Annotated in this window: 16 protein-coding genes and 1 tRNA gene; 6 read left to right on the top strand and 11 right to left on the bottom strand. The window is 67.1% G+C overall.

Translation table 11 applies throughout. The features are described 5' to 3' along the window. From BGN95_RS03170 to BGN95_RS03155, 4 genes are all read right to left on the bottom strand, one after another. Nucleotides 1–560 (bottom strand): peptidogalycan biosysnthesis protein (locus tag BGN95_RS03170; protein WP_286771600.1); only part of this gene is annotated, 560 nt, incomplete at its 3' end. Nucleotides 561–617: 57 nt separating this feature from the next. After that, on the bottom strand, nucleotides 618–1,097 hold the full coding sequence (locus tag BGN95_RS03165; RefSeq protein WP_286771589.1) for a RidA family protein: 480 nt from the start codon (nucleotides 1,095–1,097) through the stop codon (nucleotides 618–620). Between the two features lie 162 nt (nucleotides 1,098–1,259). Continuing rightward, nucleotides 1,260–1,889 carry an HAD family hydrolase gene (locus BGN95_RS03160; RefSeq protein ID WP_179512513.1) on the bottom strand — a complete coding sequence of 210 codons (630 nt, stop codon included), beginning with the start codon at nucleotides 1,887–1,889 and terminating at the stop codon, nucleotides 1,260–1,262. Continuing rightward, nucleotides 1,886–2,131, bottom strand: a complete 246-nt coding sequence (locus BGN95_RS03155) for a DUF3572 family protein (RefSeq protein ID WP_502688241.1) — start codon at nucleotides 2,129–2,131, stop codon at nucleotides 1,886–1,888. The genes BGN95_RS03160 and BGN95_RS03155 overlap by 4 nt, the downstream gene beginning before the upstream one ends. Nucleotides 2,132–2,195: 64 nt before the next feature. On the opposite strand from BGN95_RS03155, the gene BGN95_RS03150 reads away from it, so the two are divergent. Next, the gene (locus BGN95_RS03150) at nucleotides 2,196–2,558 is read left to right on the top strand and encodes a response regulator (RefSeq protein ID WP_286771587.1); all 363 of its coding nucleotides are present in this window, start codon (nucleotides 2,196–2,198) and stop codon (nucleotides 2,556–2,558) included. A gap of 152 nt (nucleotides 2,559–2,710) precedes the next feature. Here the strand turns inward: BGN95_RS03150 and rpmG are convergent, their stop codons facing one another. Beyond that, nucleotides 2,711–2,878 carry a 50S ribosomal protein L33 gene (gene rpmG, locus BGN95_RS03145; protein ID WP_007407030.1) on the bottom strand — a complete coding sequence of 56 codons (168 nt, stop codon included), beginning with the start codon at nucleotides 2,876–2,878 and terminating at the stop codon, nucleotides 2,711–2,713. A 165-nt stretch (nucleotides 2,879–3,043) separates the two neighbouring features. Between rpmG and BGN95_RS03140 the strand changes: the two genes are divergently transcribed. From BGN95_RS03140 to BGN95_RS03130, 3 genes are read left to right on the top strand one after another with little or no spacing between them, the layout of a single operon-like run. Continuing rightward, nucleotides 3,044–3,349 (top strand): hypothetical protein, encoded by a 306-nt coding sequence (locus BGN95_RS03140; protein WP_286771586.1) that lies wholly within the window; start codon nucleotides 3,044–3,046, stop codon nucleotides 3,347–3,349. An 18-nt stretch (nucleotides 3,350–3,367) separates the two neighbouring features. After that, the gene (locus BGN95_RS03135) at nucleotides 3,368–3,937 is read left to right on the top strand and encodes a TMEM165/GDT1 family protein (protein WP_286771585.1); all 570 of its coding nucleotides are present in this window, start codon (nucleotides 3,368–3,370) and stop codon (nucleotides 3,935–3,937) included. Between the two features lie 51 nt (nucleotides 3,938–3,988). Next, nucleotides 3,989–4,498: a Dps family protein gene (locus tag BGN95_RS03130; protein ID WP_179512518.1), complete on the top strand. Its 510-nt coding sequence runs from the start codon at nucleotides 3,989–3,991 to the stop codon at nucleotides 4,496–4,498. 67 nt (nucleotides 4,499–4,565) lie between these two features. On the opposite strand, the gene BGN95_RS03125 is transcribed toward BGN95_RS03130, so the two are convergent. Then, nucleotides 4,566–9,188, bottom strand: coding sequence for an NAD-glutamate dehydrogenase (locus tag BGN95_RS03125; RefSeq protein WP_286771584.1), 4,623 nt, complete (start codon nucleotides 9,186–9,188; stop codon nucleotides 4,566–4,568). Between the two features lie 107 nt (nucleotides 9,189–9,295). Further along, complete coding sequence (locus BGN95_RS03120) at nucleotides 9,296–10,543, bottom strand: PAS domain-containing protein (protein ID WP_286771583.1); 1,248 nt, start codon at nucleotides 10,541–10,543, stop codon at nucleotides 9,296–9,298. Nucleotides 10,544–10,685: 142 nt separating this feature from the next. Here BGN95_RS03120 and BGN95_RS03115 point away from each other — a divergent pair. Both BGN95_RS03115 and BGN95_RS03110 read left to right on the top strand, forming a co-directional pair. Beyond that, a tRNA-Thr gene (locus BGN95_RS03115) sits at nucleotides 10,686–10,761 on the top strand. Nucleotides 10,762–10,913: 152 nt separating this feature from the next. Continuing rightward, nucleotides 10,914–12,134 (top strand): tyrosine-type recombinase/integrase, encoded by a 1,221-nt coding sequence (locus tag BGN95_RS03110; RefSeq protein ID WP_286771582.1) that lies wholly within the window; start codon nucleotides 10,914–10,916, stop codon nucleotides 12,132–12,134. A gap of 254 nt (nucleotides 12,135–12,388) precedes the next feature. Here BGN95_RS03110 and BGN95_RS03105 read toward each other — a convergent pair whose 3' ends face one another. From BGN95_RS03105 to BGN95_RS03090, 4 genes are all read right to left on the bottom strand, one after another. Then, a complete protein-coding gene (locus BGN95_RS03105; protein ID WP_286771581.1) occupies nucleotides 12,389–13,243 on the bottom strand; it encodes a hypothetical protein in 855 nt (284 codons plus the stop codon). After that, nucleotides 13,243–15,126, bottom strand: coding sequence for an AlbA family DNA-binding domain-containing protein (locus tag BGN95_RS03100; protein ID WP_286771580.1), 1,884 nt, complete (start codon nucleotides 15,124–15,126; stop codon nucleotides 13,243–13,245). The genes BGN95_RS03105 and BGN95_RS03100 overlap by 1 nt, the downstream gene beginning before the upstream one ends. 50 nt (nucleotides 15,127–15,176) lie before the next feature. Then, on the bottom strand, nucleotides 15,177–15,779 hold the full coding sequence (locus BGN95_RS03095) for a hypothetical protein (RefSeq protein ID WP_286771579.1): 603 nt from the start codon (nucleotides 15,777–15,779) through the stop codon (nucleotides 15,177–15,179). Between the two features lie 19 nt (nucleotides 15,780–15,798). Further along, on the bottom strand, nucleotides 15,799–15,997 hold a 199-nt coding region (locus tag BGN95_RS03090; protein WP_286771578.1), incomplete at its 5' end, for a hypothetical protein.

The following is a 15,997-nucleotide window of genomic DNA, read 5'->3' as shown; positions in this document are numbered from 1 at the left end:
GAAAGCTCGGCGAGGAAATCGTCGAACCCGGCATAACCCTGATTGCGCCAGTGATATTGCGTCCCCTGCCGGACCAGCCACCCCGCCGCCTCGAACAGCGGCACCTGATCGGGGGCGACGAAGGTGGCGTGGGCGGAGGAAAGCTGGTGCCGGTCAGTCACCGCCTCCAGCGCGGCGATCAGCGCGGGCGCGACCGCCGCGTCGCGCAGCAGCAGTCGCGGCCCCGGCACCGGGGTAAAGGGCGCGGCGATCTGCAACTTGGGATAATAACGCCCGCCCGCGCGCTCCCACGCATCGGCCCAGGCGTGGTCGAAGACATATTCGCCCTGGCTGTGGCTCTTGGCATAGCTCGGCGCGATCCCTGCCGGGCGCCCGTCCGCGCCATCGACCACCACCGGCAGCGGCTGCCACCCGCTGCGCGCGTCGACGCTGCCCGATTCCTCGAGCGCGGAAAGGAAGGCGTGGCCGACGAACGGATTGCCCGTCCCGGCGCACGCATCCCAATCCGCCGCCGGGATCGCGGAGACGCCCTCCACCATACGCGCGGTGATGGAGCTCATTGCGGAAACGCTGGGGGGAACGTCATCCCGCCCAATTTAGGAAAAACCAGCCCGCGCTCAAGACGCGAGCGGCGACTCCCCGACTTCGACGATCGCGTCGACCTCGACCGCCGCGCCGAGCGGCAGCACGGGCACGCCCACCGCCGACCGCGCATGCTTGCCGGCATCGCCGAACAGCGCGACCATCAACTCGCTCGCGCCATTGGCGACCTTGGGCTGATCGGTGAAATCACCGTGCGAATTGATGAACACGCCGAGCTTGACGATGCGCTTGACCCGCCCGAGATCGCCGATCGCGGCCTTTACCTGCGCGACGAGCATCAGCGCGCAACGCTGCGCGGCATCCTGGCCTTCCCCGACGCTGAGCCCCTCGCCGAGCCGGCCGGTGACGACCTTACCGTCCTTGAACGGCAATTGCCCGGAGATATGCAGCAGATTGCCCGACAGCACCGTCGGGACATAGGCCGCGACCGGCGCCGCGGCTTCGGGAAGGGAGAGGCCGAGTTCGGCCAGCTTGCGATCGATACGTTCGGTCATGCCGGAAGCTTCACCACGCGGGCGTTGAGTCGGTCAATCCCCGCAGCCACACGCGCGCGCCCAACCGTCATGCCGGGCTCGACCCGGCATCCAAAGTCGCATGGGCCGTCGCTCGTTGCGCTGGATGCCGGATCAAATCCGGCATGACGAAAAAAGCTAGCTTCAACGGGCACCAACCCCCGCGGCGAAGCGCGCGGCGATCCACACCTCGGCCTCGCGCCAGTCGTCGATCCGCGCATGCGCCTCGGGCGCGGGCGGCACGCCGGGGGCCAGCGTCGGTTCCGACACCATATGCAGCCGGTGGACCTGCGGCGCATATTCGGCGACCGAGGCGTGGTGATGCGGCAGATCGTCGACGAACACCGTCACCGGATCGCCATGTTCCGCCACCAGCCGTGCGACCGGGCCGCCTTTCCCGCCCTGGTTGCATTCGACGCGATGCGCGATCCCGAAGGCGGCGAGCTGCGCGATGCGTGGTGCGCGGCACTCGTCGGCAAGATTGGTGAGGATCACGATATCGGCCTGCTCGGCGAGCGTCGCCAGCGCCTCGCGTGCATGCGGCACGAGCGTCTGGCGGTGCATCTCCGCGGGGAAGAAGCCGGTGATGAAGCCGAGCATCTCCTCGCGCGTCACCGGCGTGTCCGACGAGCGCCGCCGCATGTTGCGCGTCAACTCCCACGAACGCGGCTCGAATTCGATATCGTGCGCCTCGCCCAGCCACACCCCGAAATGCCGCACCATATGCAGCAGCACCTCGTCGCAATCGCAGATCAGCAGCGGCCGCGCGGTCATGCCGCCTCCAGCCCGCTTCGCGCCGCGACGAGCCGCTCGGGTGCGACCCCCAGCGCCGCGGCGCAGGCGATCAGATCGGGCTCATGCCCCTCGAGAAACCCGAGGCACGCCGCCAGCACCGTCGCATCGCCGACGCGCGCGCGCAGGTCGTCGGGCGCGAGCCCGGTCAGCGCGATCAGCCGCTCGGCACGCCTCGGCTCGCCCAGCGTCCATGCCAGCGCACCCAGCGCCAGCGTATGCATGTCTTCATTTGTATCGGCTTCGCGCATTGCCTATTTAGCCAATCAGCCTGGGGGACGATTTCGCGTGGCAAAAAGGGTGCTCGTTGTCGAGGACAACGAACTCAATCTGAAACTGTTCTGCGATCTGCTGCGCGCGCACGAATATGCCGCGGAGCCGGTGCGCGACGGGCGCGAGGCGCTCGATCGCGCACGCACCTTCGCCCCTGATCTGATCGTGATGGATATCCAGATGCCCTATGTCACCGGGCACGAGTTGATCGTCGCGCTCAAGGCCGACGAGGGGCTGCGCGATATCCCGGTGATGGCGGTGACCGCCTATGCCGGGCGCGACGACGAGGAACGCATCCGCGCGGCGGGCGCCGCGGCCTATGTGTCGAAGCCGATCAGCCTCGCGCGATTCATGGATGCGGTGGGCGCGCTGGTTTAGCGCGCGCGCCTCTATCGGGATCACCTATTGCCCGTTCGGGCGAACGGGGCAGATGCCACGCACGAGAAAAGAGCCGCCGGCCCAAGCCCGCGGCTCCTTCATGTCGGCGCAACATCCGTATCGCCGGCGGCGCGAAACCCGCGCCGCGCGCGTTACTTGATCTTGGCTTCCTTGAACTCGACGTGCTTGCGCACGACCGGGTCGTACTTGTTGAACGACAGCTTCTCGGTCTTGGTGCGCGGATTCTTCTTGGTGACATAGAAGAAGCCGGTGTCGGCCGAGCTGACGAGCTTGATCTTGACGGTGGTCGGCTTGGCCATCACCAATTCCTGTGCTTGCGAAACGAAAAAGAGCGACGAGCAAGCGCGCGCCGCTGACAGACCCGGGCGCATGGCGGACGCATCGCCCGATGTCAAGCATCGACGCGGTTAACCGAGCCTTTACCCTGTCGGCGCATCCTTCTCCCCACGGGGGAGGACAAGGTCATGCCCAACGACGATGTAGCTGAAATCCGGGGAGAATTGGCCCGCCGGATCGCCGCGATCGCGCCTCGCCGCGGGGCCGCCGCGCTGGCACGGGAGATCGATGCGATTCGTCGCATCGCGCATCATAACAACATGTTGCCGGCGGTGACGGTGGCGCATCTCCTCGAATCGGCGCTGGCGCGCGGCGAACAGGGTGTCTTGGTGCACGATTGGCTCGCGATGCTCGACGAGGCAGTGCATAGCGATTGCCAAGATGCCGCTACGTCAGACGCTTTCGCCGCCGCCTGCCAGGTCCGTTTCGCCTAACCCGACGGGGGCGCGCCGATGGACGCGCTGATGGCCGGGCTGGTGCTCGGCGCCTTGTGCGTCGCGGGGGACCGCACGCCGTGGCTCGCAGCGATTCTGGCCGACCGCTATCGCGCCGCGCGCGGGCTGGTCATCGCCGCCGCCGCGCTGGCGTTTCTCGGCAATTACATGTTGGGCGCGCTCGGCGGTATCCTCGTCGCGCCGCTGCTCTCGCCCGAAGCGCGCGGGCTGCTGCTCGCCTTGTCGCTTATCCTCGCCGGGCTCGGCGTCTCGTGGCGCCAGAAAGCGCCCGACCGGCTGACGGGCTGGCGGCTCGGCCCGTTCGGTACGAGCGCGCTCGGGCTGGCGATCATGATTTTCGGCGATCGGATGCAGTTCGTCGCCGCCGCGCTCGCCGCGCGCTCCCCTTTGCCGTGGCTGGCGGCGGCGGGGGCGACGCTGGGGGCGTTGACGGTGGTCGTGCCGGCGATCGTGATCGGCGAGGCGCGCTGGATGGCGCTGCCGCGGCGGCTGATCTGCACCGCCAGCGCCGCGATCCTGACATTGAGCGGGGTGATCATCGGGCTGCGCTCGATTGCTCTGATCTGATTTTTCGCTGGAGCGAAACCCTTGTCGAACCGTTTTCGCAACGAACCGACAATGGAGAATCCCGTGGCCAGCACCAATCCCAAGCTCAGCACCCCCAGCGACCTGCAGCGCAACGAGACGCGCTCGGTCGCCGATGCGCTCAACGTGGCGCTGGCGGATTGCTTTGCGCTGTATCTGAAGACCAAGAATTTCCACTGGCACGTCTCCGGCCCGCATTTCCACGATTACCACCTGCTGATGGACGCGCAGGCGACGCAGATCCTGGGCGTGACCGATGCGATCGCGGAGCGCGTGCGCAAGACCGGCAACGTCACCTTGCGCTCGATCGGCGACGTCGCGCGGCATCAGACGATCAAAGACAATGACGCGCCGTTCGTCGGCCCGGAGGATATGCTCGCCGAGCTGCGCGACGACAATCTCAAGCTGGTCGAGGTGTTCCGCACGGTGAAGGACGCCGCCGAGGAAGCCCGCGACAATGCCACCAGCGGGATCGTCGACGAATGGACCGATCAGGCCGAGGAGCGCGCCTGGTTCCTGTTCGAGGCGACGCGCAAGGGATGAACCTCAACGTCATCACCCCGGCTCAAGGCCGGGGTGACGTTAGATTATTTTACCCACCGTTCGGACGTTACCGCCCGAGCAGCACCCGCGCCTGCCCCGCGATCTGCGCGAGCATCGCCGCATTGGGCGCCGGCGATTGCCGCGCGCGATCGACCAGCGCCTTGAACTGCGCGACCCGCGGCGCATGTTCCGCCAGCCATTGCTCGACCAATTTGCCCGGATCGCCCTTTTCGCTGCGTCCGAGGAATTCGAGCCGCAACTGCTGGAAGTCGCGCGCCAGCCCGGCGATCAGCAGCCGCTCCCACGGATCGCTCGAGGTGATCCGCGCGGCATTGGTCTGCGCCCAATCGAGCCCCAGCGCCTGACCCAGCCGGGTGAAGGCGCGCGTCACCTTCACCTCGTCGAGCCGCTGGCGTTCGGAGAGATCGGCGAGGCCGATCACGCCGTCCATCTCGAACAGCCGCACCACCTTCGCCACCAGCGGCACCGGCGCCCCGGCGGCCTCCAGCGAGGCGGTGATCCGCCCGCTTTGCGCGCGCGCCTCTTCGAGCAGCAGGTCGCTGGTCTGCGCATCGAGATGCGCGACGCCCTTGCCGATCCGCTTCAACACCGCCTCAGGCGCGGTGCCCGGCGGCGAGACGCGCAAGAGGTCGGCGATCTGCGAGCGGGTCGCCGCCGCCACTTCGTCGAACAACGCGAGGCGGCCGGATTCGGGCATCGCAGTGGTTTCGATCTCGCGCCACAGCGCGGGCAGGTCGAACAGCCGCTCGACCACGACGAACATCGCCGCGATATCGGCCAGCGCCGCGCCTTCCTCCTCGGCCAATTCGAACGGGTGGAGCACGCCGATGCGATTGACGATGCGGTTGGCGAGCTTGGTCGCGACGATTTCGCCGCGCAGCCGGTGCTCGTCGATCGCCTTGGCGAACTTCTCCTGCATCGCCTTGGGGAAAGCGGCGTGGAGATCGGGCTTCAGCGCATCGTCGACCGCCAGCGGGGTGCGCTCGACCGAATCCTGCAGCGCGAGCTTGGCGGTCGCCAGCAGCACCGCGAGTTCGGGCCGGGTCAGCCCGCGGCCCTCGACCGCGCGGCGCAGCAGCTCGTCATTGGCGGCAAGCCCCTCGACCTTGCGGTCGAGCCGGCCGGCGTCCTCGAACATCTCGATCACGCGAACATAGCTCGGCAAGGCACGCGCGCCGTCGCCCTCGGCGATCGACAGCGCGAGCGTCTGGAGGCGGTTATCCTCCAGCACGAGATGCGCGACATCGTCGGTCATCGCGCCGAGCAATGCGTTGCGATCGTCGAACGCGAGCCGCTTTTCCATCATCTCGCGGTTGAGCGCGATCTTGATGTTGACCTCGTTGTCCGAGCAATCGACCCCGGCCGAATTGTCGATGAAGTCGGTGTTGATCCGCCCGCCGCGCGCCGAGAAAGCGATGCGCGCCGCCTGCGTCACGCCGAGATTGGCGCCCTCCCCGATCGCCACCGCGCGGATATCCTCCGCATCGACGCGCAGCCGGTCGTTGGCGGGGTCGCCGACGGTGGCGTTATTCTCCGCCGCGGCCTTCACATAGGTGCCGATGCCGCCGAACCAGATCAGGTCGACCGGGCTCTTGAGGATCGCGGAGATCAGCGCGGTCGGCTCGATCTCGTCGGCCGCGATGTCGAGCGCGGCCTTCACCTCGGGGGTCAGTTTGATCGACTTGGCGCTGCGCGGGAAAACCCCGCCGCCCTTGGAGATCAGCGACTTGTCATAATCGTCCCAGCTCGACCGCGGCAGCGCGAACAACCGCGCGCGCTCGTCCCAGCTCTTCGCCGCATCGGGATCGGGATCGAGGAAGATGTGGCGGTGATCGAAGGCCGCGACGATCTTGAGCGTCTTGCTCAACAGCATGCCGTTGCCGAACACGTCGCCCGACATGTCGCCGCAGCCGACGACGCGGATCGGTTCGCGCTGCACGTCCACCCCGCGCTCGGCGAAATGGCGCTGCACCGAAACCCACGCGCCCTTGGCGGTGATGCCCATCGCCTTATGGTCATAGCCATGGCTGCCGCCCGAGGCGAAGGCGTCGCCGAGCCAGAAGCCGCGATCGAGCGCGATCGCATTGGCGACGTCGCTGAAGGTCGCGGTGCCCTTGTCGGCGGCGACGACGAAATAGGGATCGTCGCCGTCGAGCACCGCCACGCCCTTGGGATGCACCACCTTGCCGCCGACGATATTGTCGGTGATCGACAGCAAAGTGCGGATGAACACACGATAGCTCTCGGTCCCCTCTGCGAGCCACGCGTCGCGATCGACCGCCGGATTGGGCAATTGCTTGGGGTAGAAGCCGCCCTTCGCGCCGGTCGGCACGATCACGGCGTTCTTGACGCGCTGCGCCTTCATCAGCCCGAGGATCTCGGTGCGGAAATCGTCACGCCGGTCGGACCAGCGCAGGCCGCCGCGCGCGACCGGGCCGGCGCGCAGATGGATGCCCTCGACGCGCGGCGAATAGACCCACACTTCGCGCCACGGCAGCGGCGCCGGCAGGCCCGGGATGCGGGCGCTGTCGAGCTTGAACGCCAGCGCTTCGGGCTCCGCGGTGAAGGCATTGGTGCGCAACGTCGCGTCGATCACCGAACGATAGGCGCGCAGGATGCGATCGTCGTCGATCGCCACCACCGCTTCGAGCCCGGTGGCGATATCCGCCTCGACCGCCGCGACATCGCCCTTTGCCCCCGGCTGATGCCGCAAGGTGAACAGGTCGATCAGCGCCCGCGTCACGCGCGGCGCGCGCGCCAGCGCGTCGACCACCGTGGCGAGGCCATAGCTGATCCCCGCCTGGCGCAGATAGCGGAACCACGCGCGCAGCAGCACGACCGACCCCGGTGACAGCCCGACATCGAGCATCAGCCGGTTGAAGCCGTCATTCTCCGCTTCGCCCTTGAGCACCGCGGCGATCGCGCCCTCCAGCACCTCCTTGGCAATCGCGTCGGTCACCGCGGTCGTATCCAGCGCGAAATCGTGGATATGGCCGTCGCTTTCCTCGCGCATCCGCGTCGGCAATTCGCCGATCACACGGAAGCCGAAATTCTCCAGCACCGGCACCGCATCGGACAAGGCGAGCGGGCCGCCCGCCTTGTAGATCTTGAGCCGCCGCTCGGCGCCCGCGCCGGCGGGATAGAGCAGCACCTGGCGATCGGCCGGGCCGTCGAGCTCGGCCAGCCGCAGCACGTCGTCGGCGGCTTCCTCCGGGGTGCTGCCGGTGCGGTAATTGGGCGGGAACGCCGCCGCCCAGCGCAGTGCGAGCCGCGCGGCGCGCGCCACCGGCACCCGCTCGACCAGCGCCGCCTCGACATCGCGCACCCAGCCGCGCACCATTTTCTCGAGCTGCGCATCGAGCGGCTCGGCATCGGGCATCTTGCCCGAGGCGCGCAGATCGACGGTGTAGCGGATCAGCGCGGTATTGCCGTCCTCCATCGCCACCGTCCAGTTGAGGATCGAGCCCCCCGCGGCCTCGGCGATCATGTCGCCGATCGCGACGCGGCGCGCGGTGGTTAGCTCGTCGCGCGGCAGCCAGACGAAGCCGACCAATTGCCGGCCAAGCGGCGAGCGCACCAGCACCAGCTTGGGACGCGGGCGATCGGCGATGCTCATCGCGGTGAGCGCGAGCCGCTCGAGCGATTCCGGATCGAACGCGATCACCAGATCGTGCGGCAGCGTGCCCATCGCATGCGCCAGCGCCTTGCCGGTATGCCCGGCGGGATCGAAGCCGCATTTCGCCTCCAGATCGGCGAGCCGCTGGCGCAGCACCGGCACCGCGCGCGGCGGCGCGGTGAGCGCGGCGCTGGTCCACAGCCCGGCGTGGAGCGACAGCCCGACGCGCTTGCCGCCCTCGACGATCGGCACGATGATGAGGTCGATCGGCACACGGCGATGGACGGGCGAGAGCAGGCTCGATTTGAGCATCAGCGGCGCCTCGCCGCCCTTGGCGAACCATTCGAGCGCCAGCTCGCGCGAGCGATCGGCGAGCAGCGGCACCTTATGCCGGTTGCGCGCGATGCCCAGCGCCGCGCCCGCCGCGCGGCCGTCGGCATACCAGCGTTCGTGCCCCAGCAGGGTGAAATGCCGGTCGAGGAACCAGCGCATCAGCGCCGCGCCCTCGCTCGACCCGCCGGTATCCTCGACCGCGCCGGCATCGGCCGCCAGCGTCGCCTGCATCTGGCGCCAATCGCCGACAGCGGCGCGCACATCGGCCAGCGCTTCCTCGATATCGGCAACGAGATCGCGACGCTCGCGCGCGTCGGCGCGCTGCATCTCGATATAGATCATCGATTCGCGCGCGCCCTCGCCGTCGGACACGCCCTTGATCAGCCCGTCGGTACCGCGGGTCACCGCGATCACCGGGTGGATGATGCGATCGATCGCGATATCGTGCGCGACGATCGCCGCCGCGATCGAATCGACCAGGAACGGCATGTCGTCGTTGACGATCGCCAGCCGCTGACGCCGCGCGCCGGCGTCGCCAGGCAATTGCTCGATCGCGATCGCTACTGTCGCGGGGGGCCGCCGCTCGGCGGTCGCGGCAAGGAAGGCGGCCGCCTCCGCTTGTTCGTCCGGACCGAAGCCCTGAAGCTCACCCGGCAATGCGCGGTTGGTGAGACGGGCGGCGAGCGCTTCTGACAGCGCCTTGAGCGATGCTTTCGACATGGCGGGAAGCTATGCGCCCACCGGCGGCGCGGCTCAAGACTTGTGACTTTTGCAACAATTTGCGATGCTGGGGGGCAGGCTTCCGCCGCCCTCCCAAAAACAGCCGGTTACCCCAGCGCGGCGAGCGCGCGGGTGGCAAGCCGTGCGTCATTCGCCACCGCGCCGAGCACATCGACCCCGCCGTCGTCGGTCGCGCGGGCGACCAGCACCACGATTTCCCCCGCCGAAACCCCGGTATCGATCGCGACATGCGCGATCGGCGCGCGGTCGATCGCCGGCAGCGCGCGCGCCGGCTTTACCGGGCGGCGCGCATCTCGTTCCGCCGCGACGATGCCCTTGATCCCCGCCGGATAGCTTTCGATGAAGGTCACCAGCCCGCCCACCGGCACGTGCTGGCGCACCGCCAGCGCGAGCACCGCGGCGAATTCGGTGATCCGTGTCTTGTCGTAATCCGCGCCGAAGACGAGCTTGACCAGCGGGGTCATCGGCGCGCGGGCCTGCCGCGTCAGCCCGGCATCGTCGAGCAGCTTCGCCAGCCCGTCGGCATCCTCCTCGGCGGCGAGCGCGAAATCATAAGCGCGGCCGAGCGCGCGATAGAGGGCGGCACGGCTGCGCACGTCCGAGGCGCGCGCGGCAGCGGCGCTTTCGCGCGCCAGCGCCAGCCGGTCGCCGAGCAGTTGCGGCAGCGCGGCCTCGATCGCCTCGGCCGCCCCGGCGAGATGGGTCGGGCCATCGGCCCAGACGGCAGGGGCGTCGTGCGGCACGACCCGCGCCGGCGCAGCGCGCACCGCGGCGACCAGCTCGGCATCGAGCCGCGCCTGCTCGTCGGCCGCCAGCATCTCCTTCCAGTTGATCACGCCATAGATGAAATCGATGCGATCGCCGGTCGAGGAAAAGGGCATCAGGATGCCGCGATAGAGCGTCTGGTGCCCGCGGGTGCTGACGAACTCGGCCTCGAAGCCGATCGGCGCGCGATTGGCGATGATCTGCAGATAGTGATCGGTCAGGCGCGACAGCAACGAACGCGCCGGCACCTCCGCGACGCGGGTGATCGCATGATCGAGCCCGCATTCCTCGCGCAGCGCGCGGCCGAGGAACTGGATTTCGGGATCCTCGATGCTGCGGGTGAAATCGAGCAGCACGCTATGCGCGCCGAAATCGGCGATGCCGGCGGGATCGAGATCGTCGATCGAGGGATAGGCGCGACCGTCGAGCAGCGATACCCAGTGATTATAGGCGCGCACATGCATCCGCCGCTCGTCGGTGCCGATCGCCTGCGTCGCCTCGCCGACCCCACCCTCGGCCGGATCGCTGTCATACGGCCGGCTTCCGTCAAAGCCGCGAGCGGTGTCCATAATAATCCCTTCGACACATAAAGCGTATCGGCAGCGATAGTGACCCCACATGGTAAAAGACGCGTAAAGATCACACCCGCTTGCCAGCGCCCCCCGGTCCTGCTAACCGCCGCGCCTCGATACGCCTCCGGGCGTGCTTCGGGCCGCTTTAGCTCAGCTGGTAGAGCATCGCATTCGTAATGCGGGGGTCACAGGTTCGAGTCCTGTAAGCGGCACCAGAACATCCTGAGAACAAGTCTAGAAAACCGCAGATTTCTGCGGTATACAGGGCCTATTCGGGTCCCAGATTTTCCCATTATGTTCCACCGTGGTCCACTAAAAAGGGACCACAAAACGCGGGACCACGAGCAACTCGAAAGGGCGTGGTCCCATGCTCACGGTCACACAGATTCGCGCGCTCAAACCGCGGGCGGCGCCGTACAAGGTCCCGGACGTCGACGGATTGTTCCTGCTGGTCCAGCCCTCCGGGGGGCTATTCTGGCGCTTCCGGTTCCGCGCACACGGCATTGAGAAGAAACTTTCCTTAGGAAGCTTTCCAAAGGTTTCGCTGCAGGGTGCGCGCAGGCTACGCGACGAAGCGCGCGCCAAGCTTATCGACGGCATCGATCCGGTCCAGGAGAAGAAGGAGCGCAAGCTGGCGGCCGAGATCGCCGCGCGTACCACCTTCCGGCTGGTCGCCGAGGAATATATCCAGAAGATAGAGAACGAAGGAAAATCGCCCGCGACGATCAAGAAGGCGCGATGGTTTCTCGACCTGCTCGACCGCGACATCGGCAAACGTCCGATCTCGGAGGTGACACCGCACGAACTTCTCGCCGCATTGAAGCGCGTGGAAAAGCGGGGGCATCATGAAACCGCACAGCGTCTGCGTGCTTTTGCCGGACGGGTTTTCCGGTACGCCTTTTCAACTCTGCGGACCGACAGAAACCCGGCCGACATTCTTCGGGGAGCGCTGATCGTCCCGCGGGTCAAACATCACGCAGCCATCCTGGAACCCAAACGCGTCGGAGAACTGCTCCGCGCAATCGACGGCTACGATGGCCGGCCGGAAAACCGCTTCGCGCTTCAATTGGCGCCACACGTTTTTCTGCGCCCAGGCGAACTGCGGAAGGCGACCTGGAGCGAGATCGATTTTGCGGAGAAGGTGTGGCGCGTCCCCGCCGAGCGCATGAAGATGAAGAAGGTCCACACCGTCCCCCTCTCCCGCCAGTCGCTGTATCTGCTCGAAACGCTCCGCTCGCTACGGAACCCGAGCGAGTTCCTGTTCCCCGCCCTTCACACCTCTCGTCGCCCGATCTGTGAGAACACGCTCAACACTGCGCTTCGGCGATTGGGCTATGGCAATGACGAGATGACGAGCCATGGGTTCAGGGCCATTGCCAGTACCTTGCTCAACGAGTCGGGCTTGTGGCACCCGGATGCAATCGAGCGCGCTCTGGCTCATGGCGATCGGGACCGTGTTCGGGCGGCCTACCATCGCGGCGCTCACTGGGCTGAGCGGGTCAAAATGGCGCAATGGTGGTCGGATTACCTCGACCAGCTAAGGGTGGGTGGGAAAGTCATAAAGCTTCGGCCTCGCAAGCCAGCGTGATGGCACTGGCTCCCATCGGTTCTCCCATGACCGGCATTGGGCCGTCTGTGCTCTGGCAGCTATCGGAATACTAGCAGCGGTAAACTGCACTTCGTTTAGCAACCCGCTGACGTCTCGAAGACCTGTAATTGGACGTTCAGGTTAACCACCGCAGCCTCAAAGGCTGGCTGTTCGTTCATCGCCCTCAGGGACGGGCCTCCCGACTTTCTCCGGCAGAATTTCCGGTCCCGCACGAAACGACGCGGTCTGAAAAGCTATTCGCCGATGCTCGTCCGCCTGCCGAGCGACTTCAGCACGTCGGCGCCCAAGAGCGAACCATAGACACCTGCGACCATGGTGGAGTCCATGGGGGCGCCAGTTAGCAACGACAGGAGGTGCACGACGCCGAGAGTCATGGCGGGAGCGGTGATGGTCGCTTTAGCCCCCTCGCGCAGTAAGGCAATCAGCCTCTCGCGGTTCGCCTCGACGGCCGCCACCAGCGCCTTCGTGAGATGCCCCCGATCGACGGCCGCGATCAGTTCGCCGAGCTGGACGTGCAGCTCCCGAAGGCACGCGACGGCGTCAGCCGTCACCTGGTCGTTGAAGCGCCGCTCCTCGACCAAATCGGCCAGAGCCCCGACCTCCTGAAGCGCCATGGGCACCAGGCCGCGCACTACCGCGATCTGCTCGCGGAGCGACCGCCTGCCCGTCCAGGCGCTGGCACTGACCGTAGTCGGCGGCTGCCCCGGCCAAGGCGGGTCCTGATTCCCGAACTCCTGCAGCCTCTCGATGATCGCAACGAACGCCGTGCGCCATTCGTCATCGAGGGGCGTCGACCGTGTCGGACTGTCGCGATATTCGAGGAAGGCGCGAAGCAGCTTCGCCTGCCGCTGCGAGGGCAGAGACGGCAGGATCCGCCGCAGCCGCTTCGCCTTCGAGCCGCCGTCGGCGGAGAACCTCGGGGCGGTCGCGTCCACGTCGACCTCATGGGCGATGAACTCGTCGAAGGTGCGGTCCGAAAAGTCCAGGACGTAGCCGCTGCGCATCTCGAGCACGCGCTCGACCACCTCCATCTCCTTCGGACCGAGCAGGGGCTTCGGCTCCGTCCGGTCCTCGGGCACCGTCGCCATCAGGACAGCCTCCTTTCCACCAGCCTGGCGACCGCATCCTCCACCACTGCGGCCGCGGGCTGGTAGCCGTCGAACGCGGAGAAGAGGGGCGCGACGGCCTGCGCCACGTAGGGTGCCAGCGCCCCGGGCGGCGTCTCTAGGGGCACGCGCACCATCGAGGACACCCGGTCCGCGTGCGAGGTCCCACCACCCGTGCCGGGGCTTCGCATCGGGTTCGCCCAGCCAGAGAGCCTGCGCTGCGCCAATCCGTCCCAGACGAACGCGAAGCCGGCCTCGCTGTTCGCGGGCCAGTCCAGTGCGCATCCGATCGCAATGCCCACCGCTAGCGCTTCGGCCACGCGGATGAGCATCAGGAAGACGTCCATGGCCGTGCCCGGCGCGACCTCGTCCGTGAGGTCGTCCTGCATCGCCCGCCGGAGGTAGAAGGCTCCGCGCGGGTCCATCCGCATGAACTCGAGGTGGCTGAAAAAGGAGTCCTCCACCTCGACGATCAGTACCTCCCAGGCCCGCTCCCTCACGGTCGGCCGCTCGTCGGCCTTGGAGAAGCTCCGCGCGTCGAGCCACATGGGCCAACCTGAGTACTGGGGGTTGGCGCCCGCCACTGCGTCCAGGAAGGGGCGCGTAGGGAGCGCGTCCGGCCGTTCCGGATCGAACGCAAGGCCGACGTGCATGGTCATCCCCTTCACGGCACGTGCCTCGACCTCGCTGAGACTTCGCGTCGCGATGACGGCTTCAAAGGCGGCCCAGCCGTTCTCGATCACCTCCTCGGCGCGCCCCCGCAGCGCCTCCTGGGGATCCGGTCCCGTGACGGAGACGGCGCCGACAACGTCGTGGAGCACCGCGGCGAGCGTTTCACGCTCGACGCCACCGAGCTGGCGCCGGACGAACCCACCGATGTCGCCCTCGCGATTGTTGAAGCATACGTCCATCAGGTCGGGCCAGTCTCCCGGCAGGATCGCCGCGCTGCTAGGCGCCCCGTTCGAGCGGAGCGTGCGGAAGTACACCTCGCCCTCGCGGAGAAGCCGCTTTCCTCCCTCCCCGATCAGCGCGGACTTCACCACCGCCGGGACGCGGACGCCCGGCGGCACAACGATGACGGGGTGCGGCTGCCCGTCCCGGTTCCGCAGCGCGACCTCGACCGGAAAGGCCTGGGCGGCATATTTGGACACGATCTGCTGCACGGCGTCCGGGTGGAAGACCTCCGACACCGGCTCGGCGAAGGGATATGCGTCGGGCGCGCCGATCCTGTCGTCGAAGCCGACGAGGAGATAGCCGCCGTTGCGGTTCCGAAGCGCGAAGACGGCCTTGATGATCTTCGCGATCCCGTCCGGCGTGCGGGGATCGATCCAAGTCTTCAGCTCGACCGAGATACCCTCCATCGGCCTCTGGACGAGCGCATCGAGCTGATCCTGCTCCCGAGGAACGGCGCGCTTCAGCGCTGCGCCGCGTTCGAGCATCTCCGCGCGCGTCGGCCAAGCACCATGATCCACGGGCGACGGGAAGTTCGCCCCGTCGCCGCAGAGTATCCTGAACTTCTCGACTGCCGTCCGCTGAACCCGCTCCACGAACGAGACCAGCTGCCCGATGCATTCGTCGACCGTGACGTCGATGTCTGCTGGATCGTAGCGCCGCACCTCAGCGTCGATCCAGCGAACCCGCTCTTCGATCTCCCGTTTCGCGCCGCGCACCACCGCGTCCCAGAATACGTCGCGCGGAGTGCCGCTGAAGGCGATGCCGCCCATCCTCGCCACGCTGCCGTCGAACGTGTCGATCTCGACCGGCCCGTCCTTGCCGATGAAGTGCCACTTGTAGAACCATTCGTTCTCGAACCACCGGAACCGGGCATCAAGCTCGAATTTCAGTGTCGAGGCGGCGGGCGTCATGGGATTTTTCTAGGGCAGGCCGGCGATACCAGGCAACTCGCAATATCCCGCTAGGCACGCGCACGGAGCGTCTCCAGCGCTTGCAATAGGTCATCGGCGCCGGTCATGACGAGGATCTCGCGCTCATATGCCGGAGACAGGGGTGTCGCGATCCCGTTCGCCTTCGCCTGAACGAGGTACGATATCCCGTCGAGCCCCGCCGCCGCCCTGCCGACGCTTCCTATCGCGAGCCGGGCGAGTTCGCCTGCCGTCAGCGGCTGTACGTTCGCGCCTATGTCCGTATAGAGGACAAGATCGATCCCGTGGAAACCTTCGATCCGTCTCACCTGAACCGCGTCGCGCTTGCCGGCACGATCTCCGGGATAGCCTCGGCAGCGGTCCGAGCAGCGCGTCTCGCGACGCCAGAGCATGTCTGTGGCCGAAGACATATCGACGTCGAGGACCAGGATCGCCGCGGAGACGCGCGCGCCGTGTGGGTGAGGCACCAAGGTCGGCGCGTCGCCCCGGCTTCGGCTCCTCCTCGCGAACTCAACGGCGAAGGGTGTCATCACTCCCCTGATCGTCCGAACCGTCGCCGGCTCCAGCTCGTCACCAGGATCGCCGATGAGCGAACCGTAGGCGAGAACGCCGACGCTTGGCGCGTGCTGTTCCATCTGCAATTCACTCCGTCATTTAAGAACCGAACCAAGGGGCACGGCGGATGATCAGCGATATCGAGACGCGAAGGAAGATATCGGTTTCGACTATGCGGGAATGCTTCCGTCGCTCCAGCCCTGACACGCGGTCGTGTTCGGCAAAGCGTCGCCCTGCGAAAACCCCGCGCTGGTCTGGCTCAATGACCAGAATGATTTTCGGGAACAGTTTCGTAAAG

This window comes from Sphingomonas sp. 66-10 (assembly GCF_001897045.1).
Taxonomy (GTDB): Bacteria; Pseudomonadota; Alphaproteobacteria; order Sphingomonadales; family Sphingomonadaceae; genus Sphingomonas; species Sphingomonas lycopersici.
The sequence above is the reverse complement of the archived record's forward strand: the minus strand, read 5'-3'. Positions and strand labels throughout refer to the sequence as shown.